General features: G+C 63.2%; 24 protein-coding genes. 6 read left to right on the top strand and 18 right to left on the bottom strand.

Annotation, left to right across the window (positions count from 1 at the left end; translation table 11 throughout):
- Positions 1–84: 84 nt before the first annotated feature.
- Positions 85–360 carry a hypothetical protein gene (locus tag KBX13_RS03585; RefSeq protein ID WP_070362937.1) on the bottom strand — a complete coding sequence of 92 codons (276 nt, stop codon included), beginning with the start codon at positions 358–360 and terminating at the stop codon, positions 85–87.
- Positions 360–971 carry a sigma-70 family RNA polymerase sigma factor gene (locus tag KBX13_RS03580; RefSeq protein ID WP_176754820.1) on the bottom strand — a complete coding sequence of 204 codons (612 nt, stop codon included), beginning with the start codon at positions 969–971 and terminating at the stop codon, positions 360–362. The genes KBX13_RS03585 and KBX13_RS03580 overlap by 1 nt, the downstream gene beginning before the upstream one ends.
- A gap of 45 nt (positions 972–1,016) precedes the next feature.
- Here KBX13_RS03580 and ybaK point away from each other — a divergent pair, with 45 nt between their 5' ends.
- The gene (gene ybaK / locus KBX13_RS03575; protein ID WP_070477729.1) at positions 1,017–1,484 is read left to right on the top strand and encodes a Cys-tRNA(Pro) deacylase; all 468 of its coding nucleotides are present in this window, start codon (positions 1,017–1,019) and stop codon (positions 1,482–1,484) included.
- Here ybaK and KBX13_RS03570 read toward each other — a convergent pair.
- Positions 1,481–2,128 carry an SOS response-associated peptidase gene (locus tag KBX13_RS03570; protein WP_070477727.1) on the bottom strand — a complete coding sequence of 216 codons (648 nt, stop codon included), beginning with the start codon at positions 2,126–2,128 and terminating at the stop codon, positions 1,481–1,483. The two genes, ybaK and KBX13_RS03570, sit on opposite strands and share 4 nt — an antisense overlap.
- 21 nt (positions 2,129–2,149) lie before the next feature.
- On the opposite strand from KBX13_RS03570, the gene aroA reads away from it, so the two are divergent.
- Positions 2,150–3,418: a 3-phosphoshikimate 1-carboxyvinyltransferase gene (aroA, locus tag KBX13_RS03565; RefSeq protein WP_256000592.1), complete on the top strand. Its 1,269-nt coding sequence runs from the start codon at positions 2,150–2,152 to the stop codon at positions 3,416–3,418.
- Positions 3,419–3,428: 10 nt separating this feature from the next.
- The gene (rsgA, locus tag KBX13_RS03560; protein WP_256000590.1) at positions 3,429–4,451 is read left to right on the top strand and encodes a ribosome small subunit-dependent GTPase A; all 1,023 of its coding nucleotides are present in this window, start codon (positions 3,429–3,431) and stop codon (positions 4,449–4,451) included.
- On the opposite strand, the gene KBX13_RS03555 is transcribed toward rsgA, so the two are convergent.
- A complete protein-coding gene (locus KBX13_RS03555; protein WP_070477723.1) occupies positions 4,425–4,919 on the bottom strand; it encodes a hypothetical protein in 495 nt (164 codons plus the stop codon). The two genes, rsgA and KBX13_RS03555, sit on opposite strands and share 27 nt — an antisense overlap.
- Positions 4,919–5,332 carry an HAD family hydrolase gene (locus tag KBX13_RS03550; protein ID WP_070975921.1) on the bottom strand — a complete coding sequence of 138 codons (414 nt, stop codon included), beginning with the start codon at positions 5,330–5,332 and terminating at the stop codon, positions 4,919–4,921. The genes KBX13_RS03555 and KBX13_RS03550 overlap by 1 nt, the downstream gene beginning before the upstream one ends.
- 151 nt (positions 5,333–5,483) lie before the next feature.
- Here KBX13_RS03550 and KBX13_RS03545 point away from each other — a divergent pair, with 151 nt between their 5' ends.
- Entirely contained in the window at positions 5,484–5,891 is a 408-nt protein-coding gene (locus tag KBX13_RS03545) for a hypothetical protein (protein ID WP_070362944.1), read from the top strand.
- A 34-nt stretch (positions 5,892–5,925) separates the two neighbouring features.
- Here KBX13_RS03545 and secA read toward each other — a convergent pair whose 3' ends face one another.
- The 8 genes from secA to KBX13_RS03505 form a co-directional block, all read right to left on the bottom strand.
- Positions 5,926–8,466: a preprotein translocase subunit SecA gene (gene secA / locus KBX13_RS03540; protein ID WP_070975919.1), complete on the bottom strand. Its 2,541-nt coding sequence runs from the start codon at positions 8,464–8,466 to the stop codon at positions 5,926–5,928.
- Between the two features lie 211 nt (positions 8,467–8,677).
- Positions 8,678–9,370 carry a ribosome hibernation-promoting factor, HPF/YfiA family gene (gene hpf / locus KBX13_RS03535; protein WP_070477719.1) on the bottom strand — a complete coding sequence of 231 codons (693 nt, stop codon included), beginning with the start codon at positions 9,368–9,370 and terminating at the stop codon, positions 8,678–8,680.
- A gap of 129 nt (positions 9,371–9,499) precedes the next feature.
- Complete coding sequence (locus KBX13_RS03530) at positions 9,500–10,144, bottom strand: ComF family protein (protein WP_070477717.1); 645 nt, start codon at positions 10,142–10,144, stop codon at positions 9,500–9,502.
- Between the two features lie 5 nt (positions 10,145–10,149).
- The gene (gene lpqB / locus KBX13_RS03525) at positions 10,150–11,856 is read right to left on the bottom strand and encodes an MtrAB system accessory lipoprotein LpqB (RefSeq protein WP_256020727.1); all 1,707 of its coding nucleotides are present in this window, start codon (positions 11,854–11,856) and stop codon (positions 10,150–10,152) included.
- Positions 11,846–13,471, bottom strand: a complete 1,626-nt coding sequence (mtrB, locus tag KBX13_RS03520; protein ID WP_305085304.1) for an MtrAB system histidine kinase MtrB — start codon at positions 13,469–13,471, stop codon at positions 11,846–11,848. Before mtrB ends, lpqB begins: the two co-directional genes overlap by 11 nt.
- A gap of 18 nt (positions 13,472–13,489) precedes the next feature.
- On the bottom strand, positions 13,490–14,161 hold the full coding sequence (gene mtrA, locus KBX13_RS03515) for an MtrAB system response regulator MtrA (RefSeq protein ID WP_070477811.1): 672 nt from the start codon (positions 14,159–14,161) through the stop codon (positions 13,490–13,492).
- Positions 14,162–14,179: 18 nt separating this feature from the next.
- Positions 14,180–14,785 carry a dTMP kinase gene (locus KBX13_RS03510; protein WP_256020725.1) on the bottom strand — a complete coding sequence of 202 codons (606 nt, stop codon included), beginning with the start codon at positions 14,783–14,785 and terminating at the stop codon, positions 14,180–14,182.
- A 30-nt stretch (positions 14,786–14,815) separates the two neighbouring features.
- Complete coding sequence (locus KBX13_RS03505) at positions 14,816–15,175, bottom strand: DUF4259 domain-containing protein (protein ID WP_070362950.1); 360 nt, start codon at positions 15,173–15,175, stop codon at positions 14,816–14,818.
- A gap of 199 nt (positions 15,176–15,374) precedes the next feature.
- Here KBX13_RS03505 and KBX13_RS03500 point away from each other — a divergent pair, with 199 nt between their 5' ends.
- A complete protein-coding gene (locus tag KBX13_RS03500) occupies positions 15,375–16,166 on the top strand; it encodes a hypothetical protein (RefSeq protein ID WP_256020724.1) in 792 nt (263 codons plus the stop codon).
- On the opposite strand, the gene manA is transcribed toward KBX13_RS03500, so the two are convergent.
- From manA to KBX13_RS03485, 3 genes are all read right to left on the bottom strand, one after another.
- Entirely contained in the window at positions 16,163–17,347 is a 1,185-nt protein-coding gene (gene manA, locus KBX13_RS03495; protein ID WP_256000585.1) for a mannose-6-phosphate isomerase, class I, read from the bottom strand. The two genes, KBX13_RS03500 and manA, sit on opposite strands and share 4 nt — an antisense overlap.
- 125 nt (positions 17,348–17,472) lie before the next feature.
- On the bottom strand, positions 17,473–18,858 hold the full coding sequence (locus tag KBX13_RS03490; RefSeq protein WP_256020722.1) for a phosphomannomutase/phosphoglucomutase: 1,386 nt from the start codon (positions 18,856–18,858) through the stop codon (positions 17,473–17,475).
- Between the two features lie 10 nt (positions 18,859–18,868).
- The gene (locus tag KBX13_RS03485) at positions 18,869–19,375 is read right to left on the bottom strand and encodes a DUF3499 domain-containing protein (RefSeq protein ID WP_240492737.1); all 507 of its coding nucleotides are present in this window, start codon (positions 19,373–19,375) and stop codon (positions 18,869–18,871) included.
- Between the two features lie 94 nt (positions 19,376–19,469).
- Between KBX13_RS03485 and KBX13_RS03480 the strand changes: the two genes are divergently transcribed.
- Positions 19,470–19,940, top strand: a complete 471-nt coding sequence (locus tag KBX13_RS03480; RefSeq protein WP_070362954.1) for a metallopeptidase family protein — start codon at positions 19,470–19,472, stop codon at positions 19,938–19,940.
- A gap of 9 nt (positions 19,941–19,949) precedes the next feature.
- On the opposite strand, the gene KBX13_RS03475 is transcribed toward KBX13_RS03480, so the two are convergent.
- Both KBX13_RS03475 and KBX13_RS03470 read right to left on the bottom strand, forming a co-directional pair.
- Positions 19,950–20,240: a WhiB family transcriptional regulator gene (locus KBX13_RS03475; RefSeq protein ID WP_305083192.1), complete on the bottom strand. Its 291-nt coding sequence runs from the start codon at positions 20,238–20,240 to the stop codon at positions 19,950–19,952.
- A 304-nt stretch (positions 20,241–20,544) separates the two neighbouring features.
- A complete protein-coding gene (locus KBX13_RS03470; protein ID WP_246814900.1) occupies positions 20,545–21,639 on the bottom strand; it encodes a sugar phosphate nucleotidyltransferase in 1,095 nt (364 codons plus the stop codon).
- Positions 21,640–21,650: the final 11 nt, after the last annotated feature.

The following is a 21,650-nucleotide window of genomic DNA, read 5'->3' as shown; positions in this document are numbered from 1 at the left end:
GGTTGGGTCGAAAGTATGAAAGGCCCGAACCAGCATGATGCTTGTACTGGTTCGGGCCCGGCAAACAACGCCAACACGCGGCAGTTAACGCCGTTGAATACGCACCTCTGTGTAGGAAATTGAGGTGATAATCCGCTCCCTCAATACCCGTGGCGCGTGGGCCTGCCCGCAGCAGTCGCGCACAAGGCCACGGATCGCTTCCTCCGATTCAAGCTGGCGGAGGCAGTCAGGGCAGCTCGCCAATTCTTTTCGGATGGCGGCCACGCGCTCGGGTGGCGTGTCCGGCTGGAACAGCTCGCACAGCAGCTGGTGCATGCCGCGGCAGTCAGCTTCGCTTGCGTGGTTATGTTCTGTTGCCATTACTTCTCCTCCACCTTCTGCTGCTTCAACTCCGCCATATCCGCATGGTCGAGCCCGATGCCCTGTTCATGTGCCACGTCTTTCAACATCTCGCGCAGTTGTTTTCTTCCACGGTGCAGTCGGCTCATGACGGTCCCCAGTGGAATGTCCATCACTTCGGCGATTTCCTTGTACGCCATGCCTTCGACGTCCGCGTAGTAGACCACCATGCGGTAGTCCTCATTCAGCGCGTTGAGCGCTTCGCTGATCCGCGAGTTCGGCATCGCCTTGAGCGCCTCAACCTCCGCTGATTCGAGGCCGGTCGAATCGTGCGAGCTTGTGGTGTACAGCTGGTGGTCGGTCACGTCCTCGGCCGAGGTTTCCAGTGGTCGGCGCTTCTTCTTTCTGTAGGAGTTGATGTACGTGTTCGTCATGATTCGGTACATCCACGCCTTCAGGTTGGTGCCTGGTTTGAAGCTGTCGAATGCGTTGTACGCCTTCAAGAAGGTCTCTTGCACGAGGTCTTCGGCGTCTTGGGGGTTGCGGGTCATCCGCAGCGCGCCGCCGTAGAGCTGGTCTAGCAGCGGCATCGCTTCCTCAGTAAAGCGTGTTTTGAGGTCTGTTTCGGCCATAGGGGCCATTGTAGCCAGCCGGGCGCGCGACGTAGCATCGTCTGTATGCAACGAACTCGTGCTTTGAAAGTTGTGGCGAAGACTCCTCATAAGGTGTTGGAGTACGCCGCGAGCCAGGATAATTTCGGTGAGCATTCGGCCCATGAGCTGGGACTTGATCCTACGACGGTGCTCAAGACGCTGGTGGTGTCGAATGTGCAGGACCCGAAAAAGCTCGCCCTGTGCTGCGTGCCGGTCTCTGGGCACCTGAGTTTGAAGGCAGCAGCGAAGGCGCTGGGGTGGAAGAAGGCTGCGATGGCGGAGCTCGCACAGGCTGAGCACGCCACGGGCTATGTCGTGGGTGGCATCTCGCCGCTGGGCACGCTCAAGAGGCTCCCAGTGCTTCTCGACGCCACCATCGAATCCCTCGACGCCATCACCGTCTCCGCCGGTCAGCGGGGGCTATCCGTGCAACTGGCCCCGGGTGACCTGGCGAAACTGACGTCCGGGAAGTTCGCGCCGATCGGCGCCTAGATCGGTTGGATGAGCTCGGGCGAATCGTTTCGGACGTTGCCCACCTCGCGCCCAACCGCATGCCACTGCAGCTGCGGTGCCGCGCGCGAGGGAGAGATGAGCTCTTGAGCCTCTTCTGCTGTGCCTTGTGTCCACTGCTCGATTTCCTCAGGCAAGAGGAACAGCGGGAGCCGGTGGTGTAACCACGCGATACGTTCGGCGGCGTCGGTGGTGACCATGGTCGTCGAAAGCCGGTTAGCGCCGGTGTCCCACAGTGCGGCGGCGACGAGCATCCCGGACTCCGGGGTGACGTAGTAGGGCTGTTTTTCGTGCCATTCGTAGTAGCCGTCGAGAAGCATGATGCCGCGCTGCGAGCGCATTGCGCTACGGAACGACGGCTTCTCCGCGACGGTCTCCCCGCGCGCGTTGAACAGTGGCGGGCCGGAGTCGTCGCGCTTCCAGCTCGGGAGAAGGCCCCAGCGCGCGGCTTGGACGAGCGCCTCGTGTTCGTGGAAGCGCACGATGGGTACTTGGTGCGTCGGCGCGACGTTGTAGCGGGCGGGTGGCGTGCCGTCGGGCGCTACAACTTCGCGCACGCCTGGGAGAGAGCCGACGAATCCGAGGAGTTGCTCGCCGGTGCTAAACAAAACGAAACGGCCACACATTCCTCCATTATGATGTACGACATGACTGACTTGTGGCCAGCCCCCTCCATTGCCGACCCCGTCCGCGCCACACTCGCGCTGCCGGGGTCGAAATCGATGACGAACCGCGCCTATGTTCTCGCGGCGCTAGCCTCTGGCCCGTCGACGCTGGTCGGGGCGCTGCGCTCCCGCGACACCGACCTCATGGAGGCAGCCCTGGCTGCCCTCGGCGTGCAGTTCACCCACGACGGCGACACCGTGCACGTCCAGCCAGCACCGCTGCGCGGCGGCAACATCGATTGCGGCCTGGCAGGCACCGTGATGCGCTTCGTGCCACCCGTGGCAGCGTTCGCGCACGGCACCACCCGCTTCGACGGCGACCCGCACGCTCGCACCCGGCCGATGGGCACCATCCTGGATGCGCTGCGCCAGCTCGGCGCCGATATCGACGGGGAGCGCCTCCCCTTCACTGTCCACGGCACCGGCACTGTCGCAGGCGGGGACGTCAGCATTGACGCCTCCGGGTCTTCCCAGTTCGTCTCCGGACTGCTGCTTGCCGCGGCGCGCTTCGAGCAAGGCGTCACCATCACCCACACGGGCGACTCGCTGCCATCCATGCCGCATATTGATATGACGGTGGCAATGCTGCGCGAAGCGGGCGTCGAGACGCAGTGCGAGGACGCGACCTGGCACGTCGCCCCGCAGGAGATCCGCGGGCGACGCTGGGAGATTGAGCCGGACCTGTCGAACGCGACGCCGTTTTTGGCCGCCGCTGCCATCACCGGCGGCGAGGTGCGCATCGAGCACTGGCCAACGCAGACGACGCAGGCTGGCGACGTAATCCGCGACATCCTGGCGCAAATGGGCTGCGAGGTCGAACTTTCCGGCAACTCACTGCGCGTGCAGGGCCCGACCCCGGGCGCCCTGCAAGGCATCAGACTAGACATGGGAGACATCGGCGAGCTCACCCCGACCGTCGCGGCGCTGGCCACGCAGGCGGCGACCCCATCGGAGCTGACCGGCATCGCGCACCTGCGCGGGCATGAAACGGACCGGCTGGCGGCGCTCACCACCGAAATCAACAGGCTTGGCGGCGCTTGCGAAGAGCTTGGCGACGGCCTCCGTATCCACCCACAGCCCCTCCACGGCGGCACGTGGCACTCCTACGACGACCACCGCATGGCCACCGCCGGTGCCATCATCGGCCTGACCACCCCGGGTGTGCAGGTGGAAAACATCGCAACGACGGCAAAGACCCTGCCCGACTTCCCCACGATGTGGCACACCGCACTCCAGCACGAAGAAGCATAGAAAGAACCCCATGGCACGCCGCAAGTTCAGCGATTACGACGAATCCGACGTCCGCGTCCGGCCCGGCCGCGGCTCGCGCCCCCGCACCAAGGACCGCCCCTCCTACGAGGACGCGCTCACCGGGATGGTGGTCACGAAGGATAGGGGGCGCTGGGGTGTCATGCTGGATAACGGCACGCTGGTTGCCTGCATGCGGGCACGCCATCTGAAGCGCACCAGCATCGAGGTCGGCGATCGAGTCAGCGTCGTGGGTGATACCAGCGGGCGCAAGGACACGCTCGCCCGCATCGTGCTGCGCGCCGACCGTACCTCGGTCCTGCGCCGCACCGCGGACGACACCGACCCCTTCGAGCGTGTCGTCGTCGCCAACGCGGAGCTGTTGCTCATCGTGGTCGCCGCCGCCGACCCGCCGCCACGCACCGGGCTTGTAGAGCGCGCGCTCATCGCCGCATTCGTCGGCGGGGTGCGCCCCATTGTCTGCATGACAAAAACGGACCTCGCGCGCCCCGACGAGTTCATCGCAGAAATCGAGGACCTCAACGTCGAAGTCCTCACCGTAGGTATCGACGACCCCCTCGACCAACTCACACAACGCCTCAACGACCACGTATCGGCCTGCGTCGGCCACTCCGGCGTGGGCAAGTCGACGCTGGTCAACCGCCTCGTCCCGGACGCGCAACGCGAAACCGGCGACGTCTCCGGCGTGGGCAAGGGCCGCCACACCTCAACGCAGTCCGTGGCGCTCGAGCTTCCGGGCGGCGGCTGGATCATCGACACACCGGGCATCCGCTCGTTCGGCCTGGCGCACGTCTCCCCCGACCAAGTAATCGACGTCTTCCCCGAGCTCGCCGAGGCAGCCCAGGAATGCCCGCGCGGCTGCACGCATGCCGGCCCGCCCACGGACCCGGAGTGCGCCTGGGACGCCTTCGAGGGAGGGGCGCTGTCGCGCCGCGTCGCCGCCGTGCGACGCCTACTCAGCGCGCTGCGCTCCAACAACGAGTGGGATCTAAAGCAGCTCGACGAGGAACGGTAGCTCGCTGACATCGTAAAACGCCAGGTAATTGTCCTGCGCGTCCCCGACAGCCAGCTCCGCGTCCTCGTCCCCGAGGTCTGCGGCGTCGATGTGTTCGATGGCCTTCGCCGTCGCCGCTTCTGCCTCTGCCAGGTCGATATGGATCGCCGCAACGTCCTCCAACCCCACCGGCCCAGACACCCGCACGACGGAGTCCCCCATGTCGTCGGCCTCCTCGGCGTCCACGTCCGCGGAGATCACCACACGGCGGTGCGGGAACCGATCCTGGTCACCAATCGCCAGCAGACGGATGGAGGCCAGCGCGGCGTCGTCAAACGCTACTGCCTCAATCTCCTCCTCATCGCCGGAGGTGAAGAACTCGCGCAGCGCCGTCGTCGCGGCGAAGCCCCACCCGTTGCGCGGGTGCAGCACCTTGTCTGCGGCGAGTCCCTCCACCATGGAGAACGTCGCGGGGATGTAGACGCGCATTAAAACTCCCCCTCGATATTGAACAGCGTCTGGATCTCCACCGCGGTGCGGTCAAACGCCGTGTGCAAAATCGCGATCATGCCGCACTCGACGGCCGAGCGGACGTTCATGATGTCGTCATCGATCATGACGCAGTCATTGAGCGGAATATCCAGCGCATCCGCCGCGGCCTGGAATGCTGCCGGGGACGGCTTCTCCGCACCAATGTCGCCGGAGAGCACCACCGCGTCCACGACACCGCGGAACTCCCAGTCCCGCACCGCGTCCGCCATTTGGCCCTCGGATTCCTCGTTGGACAAAATGCCTACGGCCTTGTCTTTCTCCTTCACAGCCTCAATCAGCTGCTGCCAGCGGCGCTGGTCCTCCGGGTCCTGGTCCAACACACCTGCGTAGTCAATAATGAGTCCCTGCATTTGGACGCCTCAATTCCTGTACTTCGTTTTCGGTTCTTCTGCAGTGCACACCAAAGTGCGCAAATTCTCCTAGCGCCCACACGGCGCGAACGTGCACAATACTACCTACCAGCACCCCGCACCGTGCACAACGATACGAAAGGACCCCGCCGTGACCTACTACCCCGCCCCTGGCCACCAGCACGTTCAACTGCTCGTTCCCTCCCCGAAGCGCTCCGGACGCGCAGCGGAAACGCGCCGCCGCCAAGCACGGTACTCACCCAGCGACCCTCGCCGCACCGGATCCAACGTCGCCCCGCTCGTGCGCACAGCGCTCGCAGCAAGCTTCGGAGCCACAAACCTCCGTGCACTGCGCGCCGACCGCTTCTCGACGGCCGCCCGCACCAATGTCCGCGCCTACCGGCGCTTCCAGCAGCAACACGCGGGCCCGCCGCGCATCGTGACCTGCCACGCCCGCGACGGCGGCGAGTTCTTCGGCACCGTCGCCACAGGCCAAAAACGGTTCGGGTTCGTGGCAAAAATGGACAACGGCCGGCTGGTGTCCTTCAAAGTTTTGTAAGTGACACCACCCGGCCAGGGCCTACCTGTCGAACTTAGGCCTGCGCAGTCTCCTCCTGCGCGGACTCGAACTGCTTACGCATCATGAAGAGCTGGCGCACCGTCTCTTCCTGGATCGCCTCGTTCATAGCGTTGAACATGTCGCCGCCCTCCTTCTGGTACTCGACCAGCGGGTCGCGCTGCGCCATCGCACGCAGGCCGATGCCCTCCTTGAGGTAATCCATCTCGTAGAGGTGCTCACGCCACTTCGTATCGATGATCGGCAGGATCACCATACGCTCCACGTTGCGCATCTGCTCCTCGCCGCCGATCTCGGCAACGTTCGCCTCGAGCTGATCGTACTGCGCCTGGGCGTCGTCGATGAGTGCCTCGCGCAGCTGCTCAGCGGTGAGCTCGCCCGGCTTGCCGTACTCGTCGCCGTCGATAAGCTCCTGGGCCGTCTTCGACGGGCCGTACAGGGACTCGAGTGCGTGCCAGAGTTCCTGCAGGTCCCAGTCCTCGACGTAGCCCTCCATCGTCGCGCCATCCACGTACGCGCCGACAGTCGAGCTGATCATGCGGCGGACCTGATCCTTGATGTCCTTCGACGCCAAGATCTCCTGGCGCTCACCGTAGACCACCTTGCGCTGCTCGTTGAGCACCTCGTCGTACTTCAGGACGTTCTTACGCATCTCGAAGTTCTGGTTCTCAACCTGCGACTGCGCGCCCTTAATCGCATTCGACACCATCTTCGCCTCAATCGGAACATCGTCCGGAACGTTGAGGCGGTTCATCATGTTTTCCATCGACTGGCCAACGAAGCGAACCATGAGCTCGTCGCGCATCGACAGGTAGAAACGGGTCTCACCCGGGTCACCCTGACGGCCAGAACGGCCACGCAGCTGGTTATCAATGCGACGAGACTCGTGGCGCTCCGTACCGATCACGTACAGGCCACCGGCCTCACGCACTTCGTCGCCGAGCTGCTTCGAGCGCTCCTTCGCCTTCGGCAGCTGCTCGTTCCACGCCTCCTGGTAGCGCTCCTCATCCTCGAACGGGTCGAGGCCCTGCTCCTGCAGCTTCGCATCCAACAGAATTTCCGGGTTGCCACCCAGCACGATATCCGTACCGCGACCAGCCATGTTCGTAGAGACCGTCACCTTCGCCGGCAGACCAGCCTCCGCGATAATGCGGCCTTCTTCCTCGTGGTGCTTCGCGTTGAGCACATTGTGCTTAATGCCCTTGCGCGTCAGCAGCTGCGAGAGGTACTCCGAGCGCTCCACCGAGGTGGTACCGACCAGCACCGGCTGGCCCTTCTCGACGTGCTCCGCAATATCCTCCGCAACAGCGGCGAACTTCGCTTCCTGCGTCTTGTAGATCAGGTCGTCGCGGTCCACGCGCTGGTTCGGGCGGTTCGGTGGAATCTGTACAACGTCCATCTTGTAGATCTGGTGCAGCTCCGCCGCCTCAGTCTCAGCGGTACCGGTCATGCCAGCCAGCTTGTCGTAGAGACGGAAGTAGTTCTGCAGCGTCACCGTCGCCAGCGTCTGGTTCTCGTTCTTGATCTCGACGTTTTCCTTCGCCTCGATCGCCTGGTGCATACCCTCGTTGTAGCGACGGCCCGCCAGCACGCGGCCCGTGAAGCTATCGACGATCATGACCTCACCCTGGCGGATGATGTAGTCCTTATCGCGCTCGAAGAGCTCCTTCGCCTTAATAGCGTTATTCAGGTAGCTCACCAGCTGCGAGTGCTCAGGCGCGTACAGGTTGTCAATGCCCAGCTGGTCCTCGACGAACTCCACGCCTTCCTCGGAGATACCAATGGTGCGCTTACGGTGGTCCACCTCGTAGTGGATGCCCTCGCGCATACGCGGTGCGAGCTGCGCGAACACGGTGTAGAACTGGCTGGAGCCATCAACCGGGCCGGAAATAATCAGCGGGGTACGGGCTTCGTCGATAAGAATCGAGTCAACCTCGTCCACGATGGCGAAGTTGTGGCCGCGCTGCACCATGTCGTTGACCGAACGGGTCATGTTGTCACGCAAGTAGTCGAAGCCGAGTTCGTTATTGGTGCCGTACGTAATCGCCGCGTCGTACGCCTTCTTGCGCTCCTGCGGGCGCATGTCGGACAGGATCACACCAACGTCGAGCCCCAGGAAGTGGTGGACACGACCCATCATCTCGGCGTCACGCTTTGCCAAGTAGTCGTTGACGGTAACAATGTGCACGCCCTTGCCGCTCAAACCATTGAGGTAGGCAGGCAGCACCGAGGTCAGGGTCTTACCTTCACCAGTTTTCATCTCGGCGACGGAACCGAAGTGCAGCGCGGCACCGCCCATGATCTGCACCTTGTAGTGCTTCTGCCCCAGCACGCGCCAGGATGCCTCGCGGGCTGTCGCGAACGCATCGAGCAAAATGTCGTCGAGCGAAGCGCCGTCGGCAATCTTTTGCTTAAACTCTTCCGTTTTGGCCTTCAACTCGTCATCTGTGAGTGCCGCGTACTCCTCATCGAGATCCATGACTTGATCAGCGATCTTCGAGAGGCGTTTTACCATACGCCCTTCACCCGCACGCAGCAGTTTCGACAGTCCAAACACGTTTCTAGAATCCTTCAAAAGTTAGAAAAACAAAGCGATCACGCCAGCTCTACGCGCTGCTTTTATGTACCAATCGGCCATTGTACGCACGCGTCAACGAAAACAGGCAATCACAACTGGTGGAATCAATAAGAAAAGAATGTGAAAACGCCGCCCGCCCGTACAAGCTTTTTGCTTACACAAGCAGGCGACGAATCATACAGTGACGACGCTACTTCTCGTCGTTTGCCTTGACCTCATCTTCTGGAGCCAGGGTGATCAGACCGTAGTCGTATGCGTGGCGGCGGTAGACCACTGCTGGACGCTTCGACTCTTCATCGATGAAGAGGTAGAAGTCGTGGCCAACCAGCTCCATCTCGGAGAGCGCCTCATCGACGCTGATCGGGGTATCCGGGTGCAGCTTGCGACGCACAACCTGGCCGAGCGGGGCATCCTCAAAGGTGCCAGCGTACGGGTCAGTGTCGTACTGGCCCTCCGCTTGCTTTGCGCGAGCATCCTCTGCCTCGTGCGCAAGCTCAGCTGCGATTTCGCCGGTGGACTTCGGTGCGCGGTGGCCGGAACGAGCAATCTCGCGGCGGACCTTCACCTTACGCAAGGAGCGCTCCAGCTTACCCAGCGCGGATTCAAGCGCTGCGTAGAAGCTGTCTTCCTTGGCTTCCGCACGTGCCAGGTGGCCCTTGCCGGTCGCAGTAATCTGCACGCGCTGTGCCTGTGCCTCACGACGAGGGTTCGGCTCGTGCTGCAGCTCAACATGGAAGAACGTCAACGTTGGATCAAGCTTCTCAATCTTGGCGAGCTTGGTGTTGACGCGCTCTTGGAAATGCTCTGGGACCTCGACGTTACGGCCAGTAATCGTAACCTGGGCTGCTGGTGCGAATCCGTCGGTGTGCTCTGCAGAAGTCATCTGCTTCCTCCCTAGCGTTGTTGGAACTGGGTCTATCACCACTATACAACTGGTAATAACCAATGGCTACGTATCTGTGTAAAACTCCCTGCCAGTTTGCTACCAGCGAACACCATGCGTGCTGCGCGGCTAGGCGGCGCACACGGCAACGCAGCTGACCACGTCAAACCCGTGCGCGAGCAGCACTTCTACGCTGGTCTGAAGCGTGGCGCCGGTGGTCACGACATCGTCGACAACAATGACGGGGCCAGCGCCGGTGCCCGTGTGCAGCGCCTCCCACCCGCGGCGCATCCGCACCGCGCCGGCCAAGTTGGACCGGCGGTGCGCCGCGTCCAACTCCGACTGGTCAGTCGTTGATTCCGCGAGCTCCAACACGTCCACCACCTTGCGCCCCGAACGCTTACAGATCACGCTCACCGGGTCCCCGCCGCGCTCCCTTGCCGAGGCCGCGCGCGTCGGCGCAGGGACCAGCAGCGCGTCCGGGTGAATCTCACCGCGAACCTCAAGAAAGGTCAGCGCCGCGTCCAGCACCGCCCCGACATGCTTGCGCACAGCCAAATTCCTGCGCTCCTTCATCGCGAGCACTACCCCACGGTGCGCGCCGCCGTACGGCCCGAGCGCGAACACCGGCACGTGCGGCAAGTGCTGCGGCGACACCCGGCGCGGCAGTGCCGACAGTTCAGTGCGGCAGGCTGGGCACAACACGGAGCCTGGGGTGCCGCACCCAGCGCAGTGGCGCGGTAGGAAGAGTTCACCAACCTCTGCGAGCGTCACGCCGCCTACCTCGCGATGATCGGCAGTGAGCGCACACCCTGCAGGCCAGGCACCTCGCGCCAGATCGGGGTGTCAGCACCACTGACGGGCATTTGCAAAATGGCGTTTGCGTCGGTCGCGTACAGCATGTTTGGCGACGCCGCCACGGCCACCACCGGCGCGGAGATGTTCCCGAGCGACAGCGCGGTGGTCGAGGATCCGTCCTGCTCCACACGCATCACGGGCGACGCCGGGTTCGAGGTGCCAACGATGAGCGAGCCGTCGGGATGCCAGTCCGCGGAGACCACGCTGCCACCGAGCTCGTAGCTGTACTCGAGAACGTTGACAATTGCGCCGGCGCCTGCGGCGCGCTGCTCGATGATGCCGGTGTACAGGCGGCCGTCAATCACCATGACGACGCGCGAGCCCGATCTGGAAAGACGCAGCACGGAAATGTTGCCGTCGACATCTTCGGGAAGATCAACGTGCACTTCCTCGGTGGTGACCTCCCCTGTCGCCGAGGATTGCGTGGAGCGCAGGATGTGCTTGCCGTCCGAAACGGTCCACACCGCCTTGCTGTTTGGCTCGAACGATGGGCGCGAGAAGGTCTCTGCCTTCACCACGTCCACGCTGCCGCCGGTGAGCTGCCCGAGGCGCAGCTCGGCGCCTTCGGGGCCGTCGCCGACGTTGAACACCGCGGCCCACTGCCCCTCACCGGAAATGTCGGCGGTGACCACGCTGTGCGTGTTGCCCAGCACGCCGGCAACGGGCTGCGGGCCGCCGCCAGTGATTTGGGAAACGTGGCCGTCGGCGAGCGAGTACAGGGTGCTCTCTCCGACTTGCTCGACGACGGGGCTGACGTCGATGAAGTCGTCGGTGGTCAGTTCGCGGGCGCCAGTGATGAGCGGCTCGCCGTCGGCGAGGAGCGAAAACGGGCCGGTCACGCCTGCGGAGGCGAGCGTCCACACCACCTGTGCGGCGAAGCGGCTGCGCGCGGCCTCGTCCATATTGCCGAGGCCCGCGAAGTGGTAGGCACCGCCCTCGAAACCGGTGTAGCGCACCGTCGACGGTATCGTCCCCATGATCGCGGGGCGCAAGCGACTAGCCGGCCCTTCAAGCAGCAGCGAGATCAGCGTGCTGGGTAGGAAATCGCGCGGCGCGTAGACCCAGCGCCGGTCGGTGACCAGCTCCTTGCCGGTCGGATCAAAGAAGTACAGGTTGTAAGGCTGGTATTGGTTGCGCAGCTCGGTGCGCTCCATGACCACGCCGGGCGGCAACGAGGAAATGCGCCACTGGCCGTCGACCTGCTCGAGCTCCAGCGTGGCCTCGTAGGTGCCTCGCTCCGGGGTGAACACGCCACCACTGCCGAGCGCGCCGACCACGTTGCCGTGCACCGCAAAACTGCGCTTGTTCCCCGAGCTGCCGGACACCGTATTCAACCCGATTCGGTCGACGATGAGCGTCTGCTCATTGGCGCTCCACGTGGGCTTCGCGGCCTCAGTGAGGAAGGCGCGCGCCGCTTCGTAGTCGCCGGTTGGGATCGCGGAGGCCGCGTAGAAGTCACGCAGCAAAAGGTCCGGCTCGCGGTCCTTGATCGGGCCGATAATCTCCGACTCCGGCGCTTCCTCCTGGTAGGGCCGGAGCACATGCGGGTCAGTATTCGACGGCAGCGTCGCGCACCCGCCCAAGAGCAGCGTCGTGCTCATCGCTATAGCAAGGTACCTACGCTTCATGCACTTCATCTGGCTGCCTTTCCTCGTCCTGCGTTTCGACGTCCACTTCGACGCCGTCCGCGTCCGCCTTGGGTTCCAGCTCGAGGGGCAGAGGGGACGTCGAAAAGCCTGCCTCCGGATCCAGCGGCAGGACCAGACGGAACAGCGCACCGACGCCCTCTTCCCCGACGGCTTCCAGCGTGCCGTGATGCAGCTGCGCGTCCTCGCGGGCAATGGCCAGGCCAAGACCGGTGCCACCAGAGTGGCGCTTGCGGGACTTGTCCGCGCGCCAGAAACGGTTGAACACCAGTTCCTCCTGCCCAGGCTTGAGCCCGATGCCATGGTCCCTGACCGTCACCGCGACGGCACTCTCGTTGGCGCGCAGTGTCACGGTAACCGGCCTGCCCTCCGAGTGGTCAATCGCGTTCGCAATGAGGTTACGCACGATGCGCTCGATCCGGCGGGACTCGCCCAGCATCATCACTGGTTCCTCCGGCATGTCGAAGGAAACTTCCACGCCGAGCTCGTCCGCAAGGTGCTGCGTCTGCTGCCACGCCGACATGATCGGCGACTTCATATCCATCTGCGTGACGGACAAATCGGCGACGCCGGCGTCGTGGCGGGAAATCTCCAACAGGTCATTGAGCAGGGCCTCGAAGCGGTCCAGTTCGCGAGTCATCAGCTGGGAAGCGCGGCGGGTACCAGGCTCCAGGGAGTCCTCGTCGGCGGCGATCATATCCGCCGCCATCCGCACCGTGGTCAGCGGCGTGCGCAGCTCGTGGGACACGTCGGACGTGAACTGACGCTGCAGGTCGCCGTAGCGCTCAAGGTGATCAATCTGCTGCGACAGCTTGTCCGCCATGTTGTTGAAGGACAGCGCCAGCACCGCCATCTCGTCCTCGCCGTCGACAGGCATGCGCTCACGCAGGTGGCCTTCAGCAAACCGGCGCGCGGTACGCGACGCCGAGCGCACCGGTGCAACAATCTGCTGCGACGCCAGCCACGCAATGCCCACCAGCAGGACGCTGACGATCACCGTGGCCGTCGCTAAGATGCCCCGCATCAGCGCAAGCGTCGAAGCCTCATTGTCCATGTTCATCACAAGGTAGAGCTGCAGGTGCGGCACATCCGAAGTCGTCGGGGTGCCGATAATCAGGGCATTGTACGACGAGTGGTCGCCGCGCTGCACCGAGGAAAACTGGTAGGCGATATTGCCCTCAGCGACGTATTCCTCCAGCTTGTCAGGGATCTGGTACGACTCCGGCGAGGACGTAACAACTCCGTTCGGGTTCTTCACCACCAGCACAGGCTCATACACAGCAGACGCCTCCGAGTTTTGCTGCGCACGCTGCGTCAGCCCGGCGCGCGCCGAATTCAAGCGGCTCTGCAATGAGGTAGCGGACCCCGAGTTATTAATCTGCTCCTCGACGGTCACGCGCGCACGGTCAATCTCCGCGCTCGCCGCCTCAATCTTGGATGCAGCGATACGCTGGCTCACTACCGACGCCAGCGCAAACCCCAGCACCATCATCACCACGGCGGAAACAATCAACACCGTGCCGACGAAGCGCACCTGCAGCGAAGTGCGCCACGCTTCTACGATCCGGTCCCTGCTACGTTTCAGTACGGCGAACAGGAGCGCCACCTCCCACTCTTACTTCACGGACTTGTAGCCCACACCACGCACGGTCTGGATGATCTCCGGGTGTTCCGGGTCGTGCTCAATCTTGGAGCGCAGGCGCTGCACATGCACGTTGACCAGGCGGGTATCGGAGTTGTTGCGGTAGCCCCACACCGATTCCAGTAGCTCGTCGCGGGAGTGCACTTGGTTTGGTTTCTTCGCCATCTCCAACAGGAGATCGAACTCGAGCGGGGTCAGCGCGATCTCTTCCCCGTTGCGGGTCACCATGTGCTGGGGGACGTCGATTACTAAATCGGCGATCTCGATGACGTCACCCGGCTCCTCATCCGTCCGGCGCAGACGCGCCCGAATGCGGGCGACGAGCTCCTTCGGTTTGAAGGGCTTCGTGATGTAGTCGTCCGCGCCGGACTCGAGGCCGAGCACCACGTCGACGGTGTCCGTCTTCGCGGTGAGCATGACGATCGGTACGGAGGATTCGCGGCGAATCGCCTTACAAATGTCGATGCCGTTCATTCCCGGAAGCATAAGATCCAGCAGGATCAGGTCGGGCTCGTACTCATGGAAGGCCTGGACGGCTTCGGCGCCATCGGTGACGGGGCGGGAGTCAAAGCCTTCGGCCTCCAGCACGATGGTGAGCATCTCGTTGATAGCTGGGTCGTCGTCAACGACCAGGATTTTCGACATGGACATTGGCAGCTCCTCTTAACGCGCGCTTTGTATTGCTTGGATAATAGCCGTGGCATCCGACGTGGAAATCCACCGACTCGCCCAGTCAGTCTCCGCGAGGCGGTTGTACTGGGCAAACGTCGCGTCCTGCAGCCCGCCGTCGCGCTCGTAGTGGTCGCGGGTGCGCGTCGCGTCCTGAGCTTCTCTGCGCTGCGCGCGCTCCCGCGCAACGCTCGGGGAGGTAGCGACGAGCACCTGCAGGTCGGGCTTCGGCAGCCCAAGCTTTCCGAACTCGAGCTCAGCAACCCACTCCGCCGCGGCATCATCCCCGGTGCGCGCCGCAGTGTAGGCGGCGTTGGAGGCAACGTAGCGGTCAAGCAACAAGATCCGATCTTGTGTGTCCTGGTACTGCTCAAGCTGCGCCTTGGCACCAAAACGGTCGAGCGCGAACATCGTCGCCATCCCGTAAGCGGAATCCACCAGGTCACCCATCTTGCCGTACAAGGCGTCCTGTGCCAGCTGCGCGTGCAGCGAGTCCTCGTAGCGTGGGAAGGACAGCGTGTCCGCGCCGTATTCCTCCACAATGCGCTTCACGATGGTGTTCTTCCCCGCCCCATCAATGCCTTCGATGGCGATGATCATGCCACAGACCTCCTAACGGCTACTGGCCTCCTACGCGAGCGCTTCCAAGAACTGTTCGACGTCCTCGTCCTCTTCATCGCCAACAGCCTCAAGAAGCTCGGCCGCGCTCTCGATGAGCTGCTCGTCAAGCTCACCGCTGTTCCCGCGGATGAAGGGGAAACGCTCCGCGATCTCACCGGCGGAAAACGGCGCGCCGGCCCAGATCGCGGTGATGGTCGCCGCAGCGAGCCCGTTGGTGCGTTCTTCATCTGAGGCGCTGTCCTGGTCAGCGGCCAACAAGACGGCGTCACGGACAGCTTCCAGAATGTCTTCTTCGTCCAAATCCGCGATCTCGTCGAGAAAATCAATGTTGTCGTCGTTGGAGAAAATCTTCTGGTCCCAGCTGCTCATCAGTGTTTCCTTTCAGGTGGGGGCTGTATATACCCTGCAATCTACACGGCACGGCACGCATTGCGAACTCCCCTGCTTCCCACCTGAAAACTGCGTGGGCACACTCTTTTCAATGTCCGACTTCCGTGCTATAAACATTTCAAGCAACGAAATTGTTATCGTTTTGTAATTCTGGAAATTCTGCGGCGAAGGGCAACGTATGAATCAGACGCAAAGGAGAGTCGCCACGTTCATGGCGCTCGGCATCTGCGTTGCCATCGCAGTGGGAGTCGTGGTCTGGAACGCGTCCTCGCCGGGGCGCTCGAACGCCACCACACAAGCAGGCTTCATCGAGACAACCTCCACCACGACAACTTCTTCCTTATCGACGACCCCTCCGAGCTCTGCACGCTCTTCTCGGGGCGACTCCGCAGCGCCTCACACCGCCGATGCGTACATTGCCACGACTGCGCCGTCTGCCTACAACCTATCCGCGGACCCGCTGGCCCCTGCGCACGCGTTTTCCGGTGCGCCAGCCGTAACGGAGCCGACGAAGCAGTACCGCCCGTCGAACGTGGCCCCGGCCGCGCCTGCGTCGCGCCCAGCTGGTCCCGCCCCAACAGCAGAGCCGCAGCGCCCGAAGCAGCGCTCCCCTCGCCCCGACACGCCGGACGCACCGAACGTTCCAAGCACCACGTCGCGCACCTCGCGGCCACGGGCGACGGAGCAGGCGCCAACCACCATTTCGACGCCAACCACCATTGGCTCGACGCAGCCGTCATCCCCGACGGTGCTGCCATCTGAGCCGACGCAGGAGCTTCCCACCTCCACGACGTCAGCGCTACACCCCGGCGCCGCAGCTACGACATCACTGCCAGTCAACACGCCAACACCAACGAGCGAAGAGTCGGCTCAAGCCTCACAGGAAGACGCATCAACTACTTCCGAAGAGACAGCCTCCCAAGAAGGCGCAGTACCCCCAGCCGCAACTGACGGGCAGGGGCCTGCCTAGACCCGCGCGTAGAAGCACTGCGCGGAGGTACCCTCCGCAACCTCGAAGGTCACAGCCGGGTCGGCGGCTGGGATCCACGCCGCCTGACCAGGCTTCATTACAAAGTCACCCGCGCGCACCGTTCCCTCGGTACACAGGACGATGGCGGGGCCGTCGGTGTCCACGAGCAGCGGATGCTCGGCGTCGATACGGTGGGCACTCATAATGAAGTCATCCACCGGCAGATGGAAACTCACTTCGTTGTCGCGCTCGGTGGTGTTCGCGAACGGGTCCTCCAACGTGGAGAAGTCCAGCACCTTGACCAGCTCAGGCACGTCCACGTGCTTCGACGTCAGTCCACCTCGAAGCACGTTGTCCGAGTTCGCCATGATCTCCACGCCGAGCCCGGACAGGTACGCGTGCAACTGCCCGGCTTGCAGGAAGAGCGCCTCCCCCGGACGCATCTGTACATAGTTCAGCAGGAGTGCTGCGAGGACACCGACGTCGTTCGGGTACTTATCGTGGACCCGCAGGAACATCGCAGCCAGCGAACCCGCCGTGCCAGCTCCGGCGTCATCCGCGACGCGCTCGGCGGCCGGAACGATAGCGTCAATCAGAGCCTTACGCACGTCCTCGGGCAGGGAGATGAACGTCGTGAATACCGCACGGAGTCCGGCTTCCTCCGAAGTGGCGTCGAGAAGCGAGGCGTAGTGGTCAAGCTCCTCGCAGTTGAGCGCGGCGAAGAACTCACGAGTCTGCGCAAGCGGGCGGAAACCGGCGAGGGCCTCGAACGGGGTGAGCGCCACGATGAGCTCGGGCTTCGGGTTCGGGTCCTTGTAGTTACGCGTCGGATCGTCCAGGCGGATGCCTTCTTCTTCCTCGCGCGCGAACCCCGCCTTCGCCTGCGAGCGCGACGGGTGCGCCTGGATACTCAGCGGCTCATCGGCGGCGAGTAGCTTCAGCAGGAACGGCAAATGCGAGCCATAACGGTCCGCGACGCGCTTGCCCAGCGTGCCTTCGGGGTCCGCGGCAATCACGGCGTCGAGGCCCCGGCCCGCGACTTGGGAAGGTGCGGCACTATGGGCGCCGAACCAGAGCTCAGCCTCCGGCGCCTCGCTGGGCACCTGGGTGCCACGCAGCTGTGCAAGCAACGTGTGTGACCCCCACGGGTAGTTCCGCAGAGCCCCCTGTAGGTGCTCCATAAGTGTCTCCTTCGCAAGTTCCGTCAGTTCCGTCAGTTCCGTCGGCATTGAAACGGTTGAAACAACAGCGTTCCAGGATACCAGCGAGGCGCCGTTTCACGGAACAGCGACGAAGACCACCTGCACTATTGGCGAATCACAGCCAAAACTTCCCGCACAATCTCGTCGACCTTCGCCTTCGTTGGGGCCTCGACGTTGAGTCGCAGCAGTGGCTCCGTGTTCGACGCACGCAGGTTCAGCCAGACCGGCCCGGGGGCACTGTCTTCGTCGCGAAGTGTGACCGTAACCCCGTCAAGACGGTCGATGTCCGCGACGCGGTCACCAAGTGCCTCAAGAACACGCTCGGTGGCAGCCTCTTGGTCATCGACGGTGGAGTTGATTTCCCCGGACGCCTCGTAGCGTTCGTACTGGGCCATCATCTCACTCAACGGCTTGTCCTGCTCCGCCAATGCCGCGAGCACATGCAGCGCAGCGACCAGGCCAGAGTCCGCGTTGAAGAATTCCGTGAAGTAGTAGTGCGCGGAGTGCTCCCCACCGAACATGGCACCTGTCCGCGCCATCTCAGCCTTGATGTACGAATGCCCCACTCGGGTGCGCACGGGGTTTCCGCCCTGCTCACAGATAATTTCCGGCACTGCACGCGAGGTGATCAGGTTGTGGATAATGGTCGCGCCCGGGTGCGTCGCGAGCGTACGAGTAGCCACCAGTGCCGTAATCGCCGATGGAGATACCGCCTCCCCGCGCTCGTCCACGACGAAGCAGCGGTCCGCGTCACCGTCGAATGCCAGGCCAATGTCCGCCTTCTCTTCGACAACGAATCGCTGTAGATCCACAAGGTTCTTCGGGTCGAGCGGGTTAGCCTCGTGGTTCGGGAACGTGCCATCGAGCTCGAAGTAGAGCGGCCGAATATCCAGGTCTCCGAGCACCGCCGGGACAGTCAGCCCGGCCATGCCGTTCGCAGCATCGACCGCGACCTTTAACGCCCTGCCCTGCGGCAGCGGCACAAGCTGCCGGAGGAAACGCGCATAGGAGTCGAGCACATCCCGCTTCTCGACGCTCCCAGCTTCGCCCTCAAACGCCGGAACCCCCTCGATGAGCATGCGGCTGATCTCGGACAGGCCCGTATCAGTACTGACCGGCGTAGCGCCCGCACGGCACAGCTTGATCCCGTTGTACTGGGCAGGGTTATGGGAGGCGGTAAACATCGCGCCGGCACACTCGAAGGTGCCTGCTGCGTAGTAGAGCTCGTCGGTCGAGGTCAGTCCGAGGTCAAGAACGTGCAGCCCCTGCGAGGTCGCACCCTCTGCGAACGCAGCGGAAAGCTCCGGCGAGGATGGCCGCATGTCGTGTCCGACGGCGATAGTTCGCTCGCCCTCGCTGTAAATAATGTGGGCGAATGCTGCGCCTACTGTGCGGACTGTATCTGCATCAATGGTGGAGCCAACAACGCCGCGAATGTCATACGCCTTAATAAGGCCCTTCAAGGACTCATAGGTGTGCTCAATAGCCATACAGGCAATCTTAGTTGCTGTGCTCCTCGCCGGTATCTTCGGCGTCTTCAGTGGCTTCGGCTGGGTCAGGGACCACGTGGAGGTGGGAACGCCGCGCATCTTTCTCCGCGGCGAGGTGCTCCTCGATCCGCTTCGTGCGGTGCACCGGGTGGTTCGAAGTCGACGGGTCGTTAAAGTCCTTGGTGGCCTCGTACTCGATTGGATCTCCGCCGTTGTCCACCAGCCCGGTGGTCACCCGCCCCGCCTCCCGGACGGCCTGCGCCAGCGCCGTGAGCTCCTCGTCCTCGAGGGCGTGGGCTTCGTCGTCAAAGATGTCGACGGCCTCTACTCGCACGAGCTCCCAGCCAACGGGGGCCGTGATGTGCGCCGAGTGGCGCTCACAAAGGTCCCACGCGTGGGGCTCGGGGTTCGGCGAGAGCGGGCTGATTACTGCTGTCGATTCCGAGTAGGCATAAATCAGCGTGGCCACAGCAGGCCTGCCACAACCAGGACGACAACACCGACGGAAAGTACTCACGCCGTCTAAGCCTAAACCCCAACTTGAGATTTTGGTAGTACGGCCCCGGCGCGCCATGCCCGGTGCAGCGGCAACATCTCTAGAATCTGGGTGCATGAACGCGCCAACTCACCACCTTCGGACCGCGCGGGACCGCCACGGTCGTGGGGCCCGCGGCCCGCTGCTGCCCGTTGGTGTTCCGCGTTATCGAACCCGCTCCGCACAGTTCGATCAGCTAGTACTGGACACGTACGCACCGCTGCACAACGCGTACTTTGAGCAGCTGGCAACGGTGGACTTGGCCGTCGATACGATCCCCCGGATGCGCCTAAGCCCCGACGTCGCGCGCTTCAGCGATGAGATTGTTGCCGACGGTCCCGTCCCACTCGGCCGAATCTTGCAGGCGGGCGTGGACCGTTACGGGGTGCCCACCCGGGCGCGCTTTGTACTGTTTCGCCGCCCGATTGAGCAGCGCACTGAGACAGCAGAAGAGCGGTCAGCCCTCATTCATTGGGTACTGACCGCCCTTGTTGCTTCGTATATCAACCTGGACCCGCGGGATATCGATTCAGATTTTCCCTGGTAGTGCAGGCGTTTAGCCGATCTGCTTCTTCAAGCGGCGGCGCTCACGGTCCGAGAGGCCACCCCAGATGCCAAAGCGCTCGTCGTGCTCGAGCGCAAACTCGAGGCACTCATCGCGCACGGCGCACGCTTTGCAAATTCGCTTTGCCTCGCGAGTCGAGCCACCCTTTTCCGGAAAGAACGCCTCGGGATCGGTTTGAGCACACAGCGCTTGATCTTGCCATTCCTGCTCGACGGCACCGAACAGCTCATCGAAGCTCATGCCGACCGCGGCTACGCCACGGATGTCAGCACCATTCGCCATGTCTTCCACGCCGTCCCCTTTCTCCGTCGTTCTTCGTTTCGGCCAGCTGCGTCGTCTACCCGCTTGAGGGGTGCGACGAGTGACCCTTGCACTCATGCGATTACACACCGAACCACTAAATAGGTGCAAGCTATCGGGGTGAAACCTTGACCTTTTCCGCAAGAATTGCACGCCATCAGTCACACGAGTCACAACAGTCACAGGGGGCTAGAAACGGGGGTACAGCACGGGGGTACTACATGTGGTAGGCGAATTGGCTACCCCTTACTAACCAGCCAGAAATTCCACCCATACGGCGTGTCGCTTACGCATCTGGGGAAAAGCGCACTCCCGAATCCGGAATCGTCACACCAGGCCACACTCGCATGCCGCCCTGCAGCTCGCAGCGCGCCCCAATCTGTGCGCCCTCTCCGATCACGCAGCCGTCGATGCGCGAGTTCGCGCCAATCGTGGCGCCCGAGGCGATGATGGAATCGCGGATCACGGCACCGGGCTCAATAGTGACCCCATCGAAGATGACGCTGTCATCCACGCGGCACCCGGCGCCGATCTCCGTGCCGCGGCCAACCGCGGTGCCACCCATCAAAATGACACCACCCGCGACGCCAGCGGATTCGTCGATAAGCGCCTCACCGGTCTGACCCTCCAGCAGCGGCGAGTACGCAATACCGCGCACCACGTCGGAGGAGCCCTGCACGAAATCCGACGGCCTACCCATGTCCCTCCAGTACGAGGTATCCACATAGCCGACCATCTTCGCGCCCGACTCAAGCAAACCAGGGAACGTCTCGCGCTCGACAGAGACCACGCGACCAGCCGGGATCTGCTCGATGACTTCGCGGCGGAACACGTAGCACCCAGCGTTAATCTGATCTGTCGGCGGATCCTCCGTCTTCTCCAAGAACGCAAGCACATTGCCGTCCTCGTCGGTTGGGACGGAGCCGAACGCGCGAGGATCGGGCACGCGGACCAGGTGCAAGGTCGCGTCGGCGTCCTTCTCCGCGTGGTAATCCAAAATCTTGCTCAGGTCAGCACCGGACAGCACGTCCCCATTGAACACCATCGCGTTATCGAAGCGCAGCTTGTCGGCAACGTTTCGGATCGCGCCCCCGGTACCCAGCGCCTCCTCTTCGACAACGTACTCAATCTCAAGACCGAAGTCGGACCCGTCGCCGAAGTACTCCTCGAACACCTCAGCGCGGTACGACGTCCCCAGCACCACGTGGCGCATCCCCGCCTGGCGGATCCGCGCAAGCAGGTGCGAGAGGAACGGGTGCCCTGCGGTCGGCAACATCGGCTTCGGGGTACTCACCGTCAACGGACGCAGGCGCGTGCCGCGACCACCAACCAAAATGACCGCGTCGGTATTCTCCGGGGTCACGGTGCGGGATGCATTCACGTGGAATCCTT

The sequence above is a fragment of the Corynebacterium sp. CCUG 51687 genome, assembly GCF_024453995.1.
Lineage (GTDB): Bacteria > Actinomycetota > Actinomycetes > Mycobacteriales > Mycobacteriaceae > Corynebacterium > Corynebacterium pseudogenitalium.
Note: the sequence above shows the minus strand (reverse complement) of the source record. Positions and strands in the feature narration are given on the sequence as shown.

Excerpts from the sequence above, each read along its gene's own strand:
- KBX13_RS03585 (WP_070362937.1), bottom strand. The coding sequence starts at position 360 with ATGGCAACAGAACATAACCACGCAAGCGAAGCTGACTGCCGCGGCATG.
- KBX13_RS03580 (WP_176754820.1), bottom strand. The coding sequence starts at position 971 with ATGGCCGAAACAGACCTCAAAACACGCTTTACTGAGGAAGCGATGCCG.
- ybaK (WP_070477729.1), top strand. The coding sequence starts at position 1,017 with ATGCAACGAACTCGTGCTTTGAAAGTTGTGGCGAAGACTCCTCATAAG.
- KBX13_RS03570 (WP_070477727.1), bottom strand. The coding sequence starts at position 2,128 with ATGTGTGGCCGTTTCGTTTTGTTTAGCACCGGCGAGCAACTCCTCGGA.
- aroA (WP_256000592.1), top strand. The coding sequence starts at position 2,150 with ATGACTGACTTGTGGCCAGCCCCCTCCATTGCCGACCCCGTCCGCGCC.
- rsgA (WP_256000590.1), top strand. The coding sequence starts at position 3,429 with ATGGCACGCCGCAAGTTCAGCGATTACGACGAATCCGACGTCCGCGTC.
- KBX13_RS03555 (WP_070477723.1), bottom strand. The coding sequence starts at position 4,919 with ATGCGCGTCTACATCCCCGCGACGTTCTCCATGGTGGAGGGACTCGCC.
- KBX13_RS03550 (WP_070975921.1), bottom strand. The coding sequence starts at position 5,332 with ATGCAGGGACTCATTATTGACTACGCAGGTGTGTTGGACCAGGACCCG.
- hpf (WP_070477719.1), bottom strand. The coding sequence starts at position 9,370 with ATGACTTCTGCAGAGCACACCGACGGATTCGCACCAGCAGCCCAGGTT.
- lpqB (WP_256020727.1), bottom strand. The coding sequence starts at position 11,856 with ATGAAGCGTAGGTACCTTGCTATAGCGATGAGCACGACGCTGCTCTTG.
- mtrA (WP_070477811.1), bottom strand. The coding sequence starts at position 14,161 with ATGTCGAAAATCCTGGTCGTTGACGACGACCCAGCTATCAACGAGATG.
- KBX13_RS03510 (WP_256020725.1), bottom strand. The coding sequence starts at position 14,785 with ATGATCATCGCCATCGAAGGCATTGATGGGGCGGGGAAGAACACCATC.
- KBX13_RS03505 (WP_070362950.1), bottom strand. The coding sequence starts at position 15,175 with ATGAGCAGCTGGGACCAGAAGATTTTCTCCAACGACGACAACATTGAT.
- KBX13_RS03500 (WP_256020724.1), top strand. The coding sequence starts at position 15,375 with ATGAATCAGACGCAAAGGAGAGTCGCCACGTTCATGGCGCTCGGCATC.
- manA (WP_256000585.1), bottom strand. The coding sequence starts at position 17,347 with ATGGAGCACCTACAGGGGGCTCTGCGGAACTACCCGTGGGGGTCACAC.
- KBX13_RS03490 (WP_256020722.1), bottom strand. The coding sequence starts at position 18,858 with ATGGCTATTGAGCACACCTATGAGTCCTTGAAGGGCCTTATTAAGGCG.
- KBX13_RS03480 (WP_070362954.1), top strand. The coding sequence starts at position 19,470 with ATGAACGCGCCAACTCACCACCTTCGGACCGCGCGGGACCGCCACGGT.
- KBX13_RS03475 (WP_305083192.1), bottom strand. The coding sequence starts at position 20,240 with ATGGCGAATGGTGCTGACATCCGTGGCGTAGCCGCGGTCGGCATGAGC.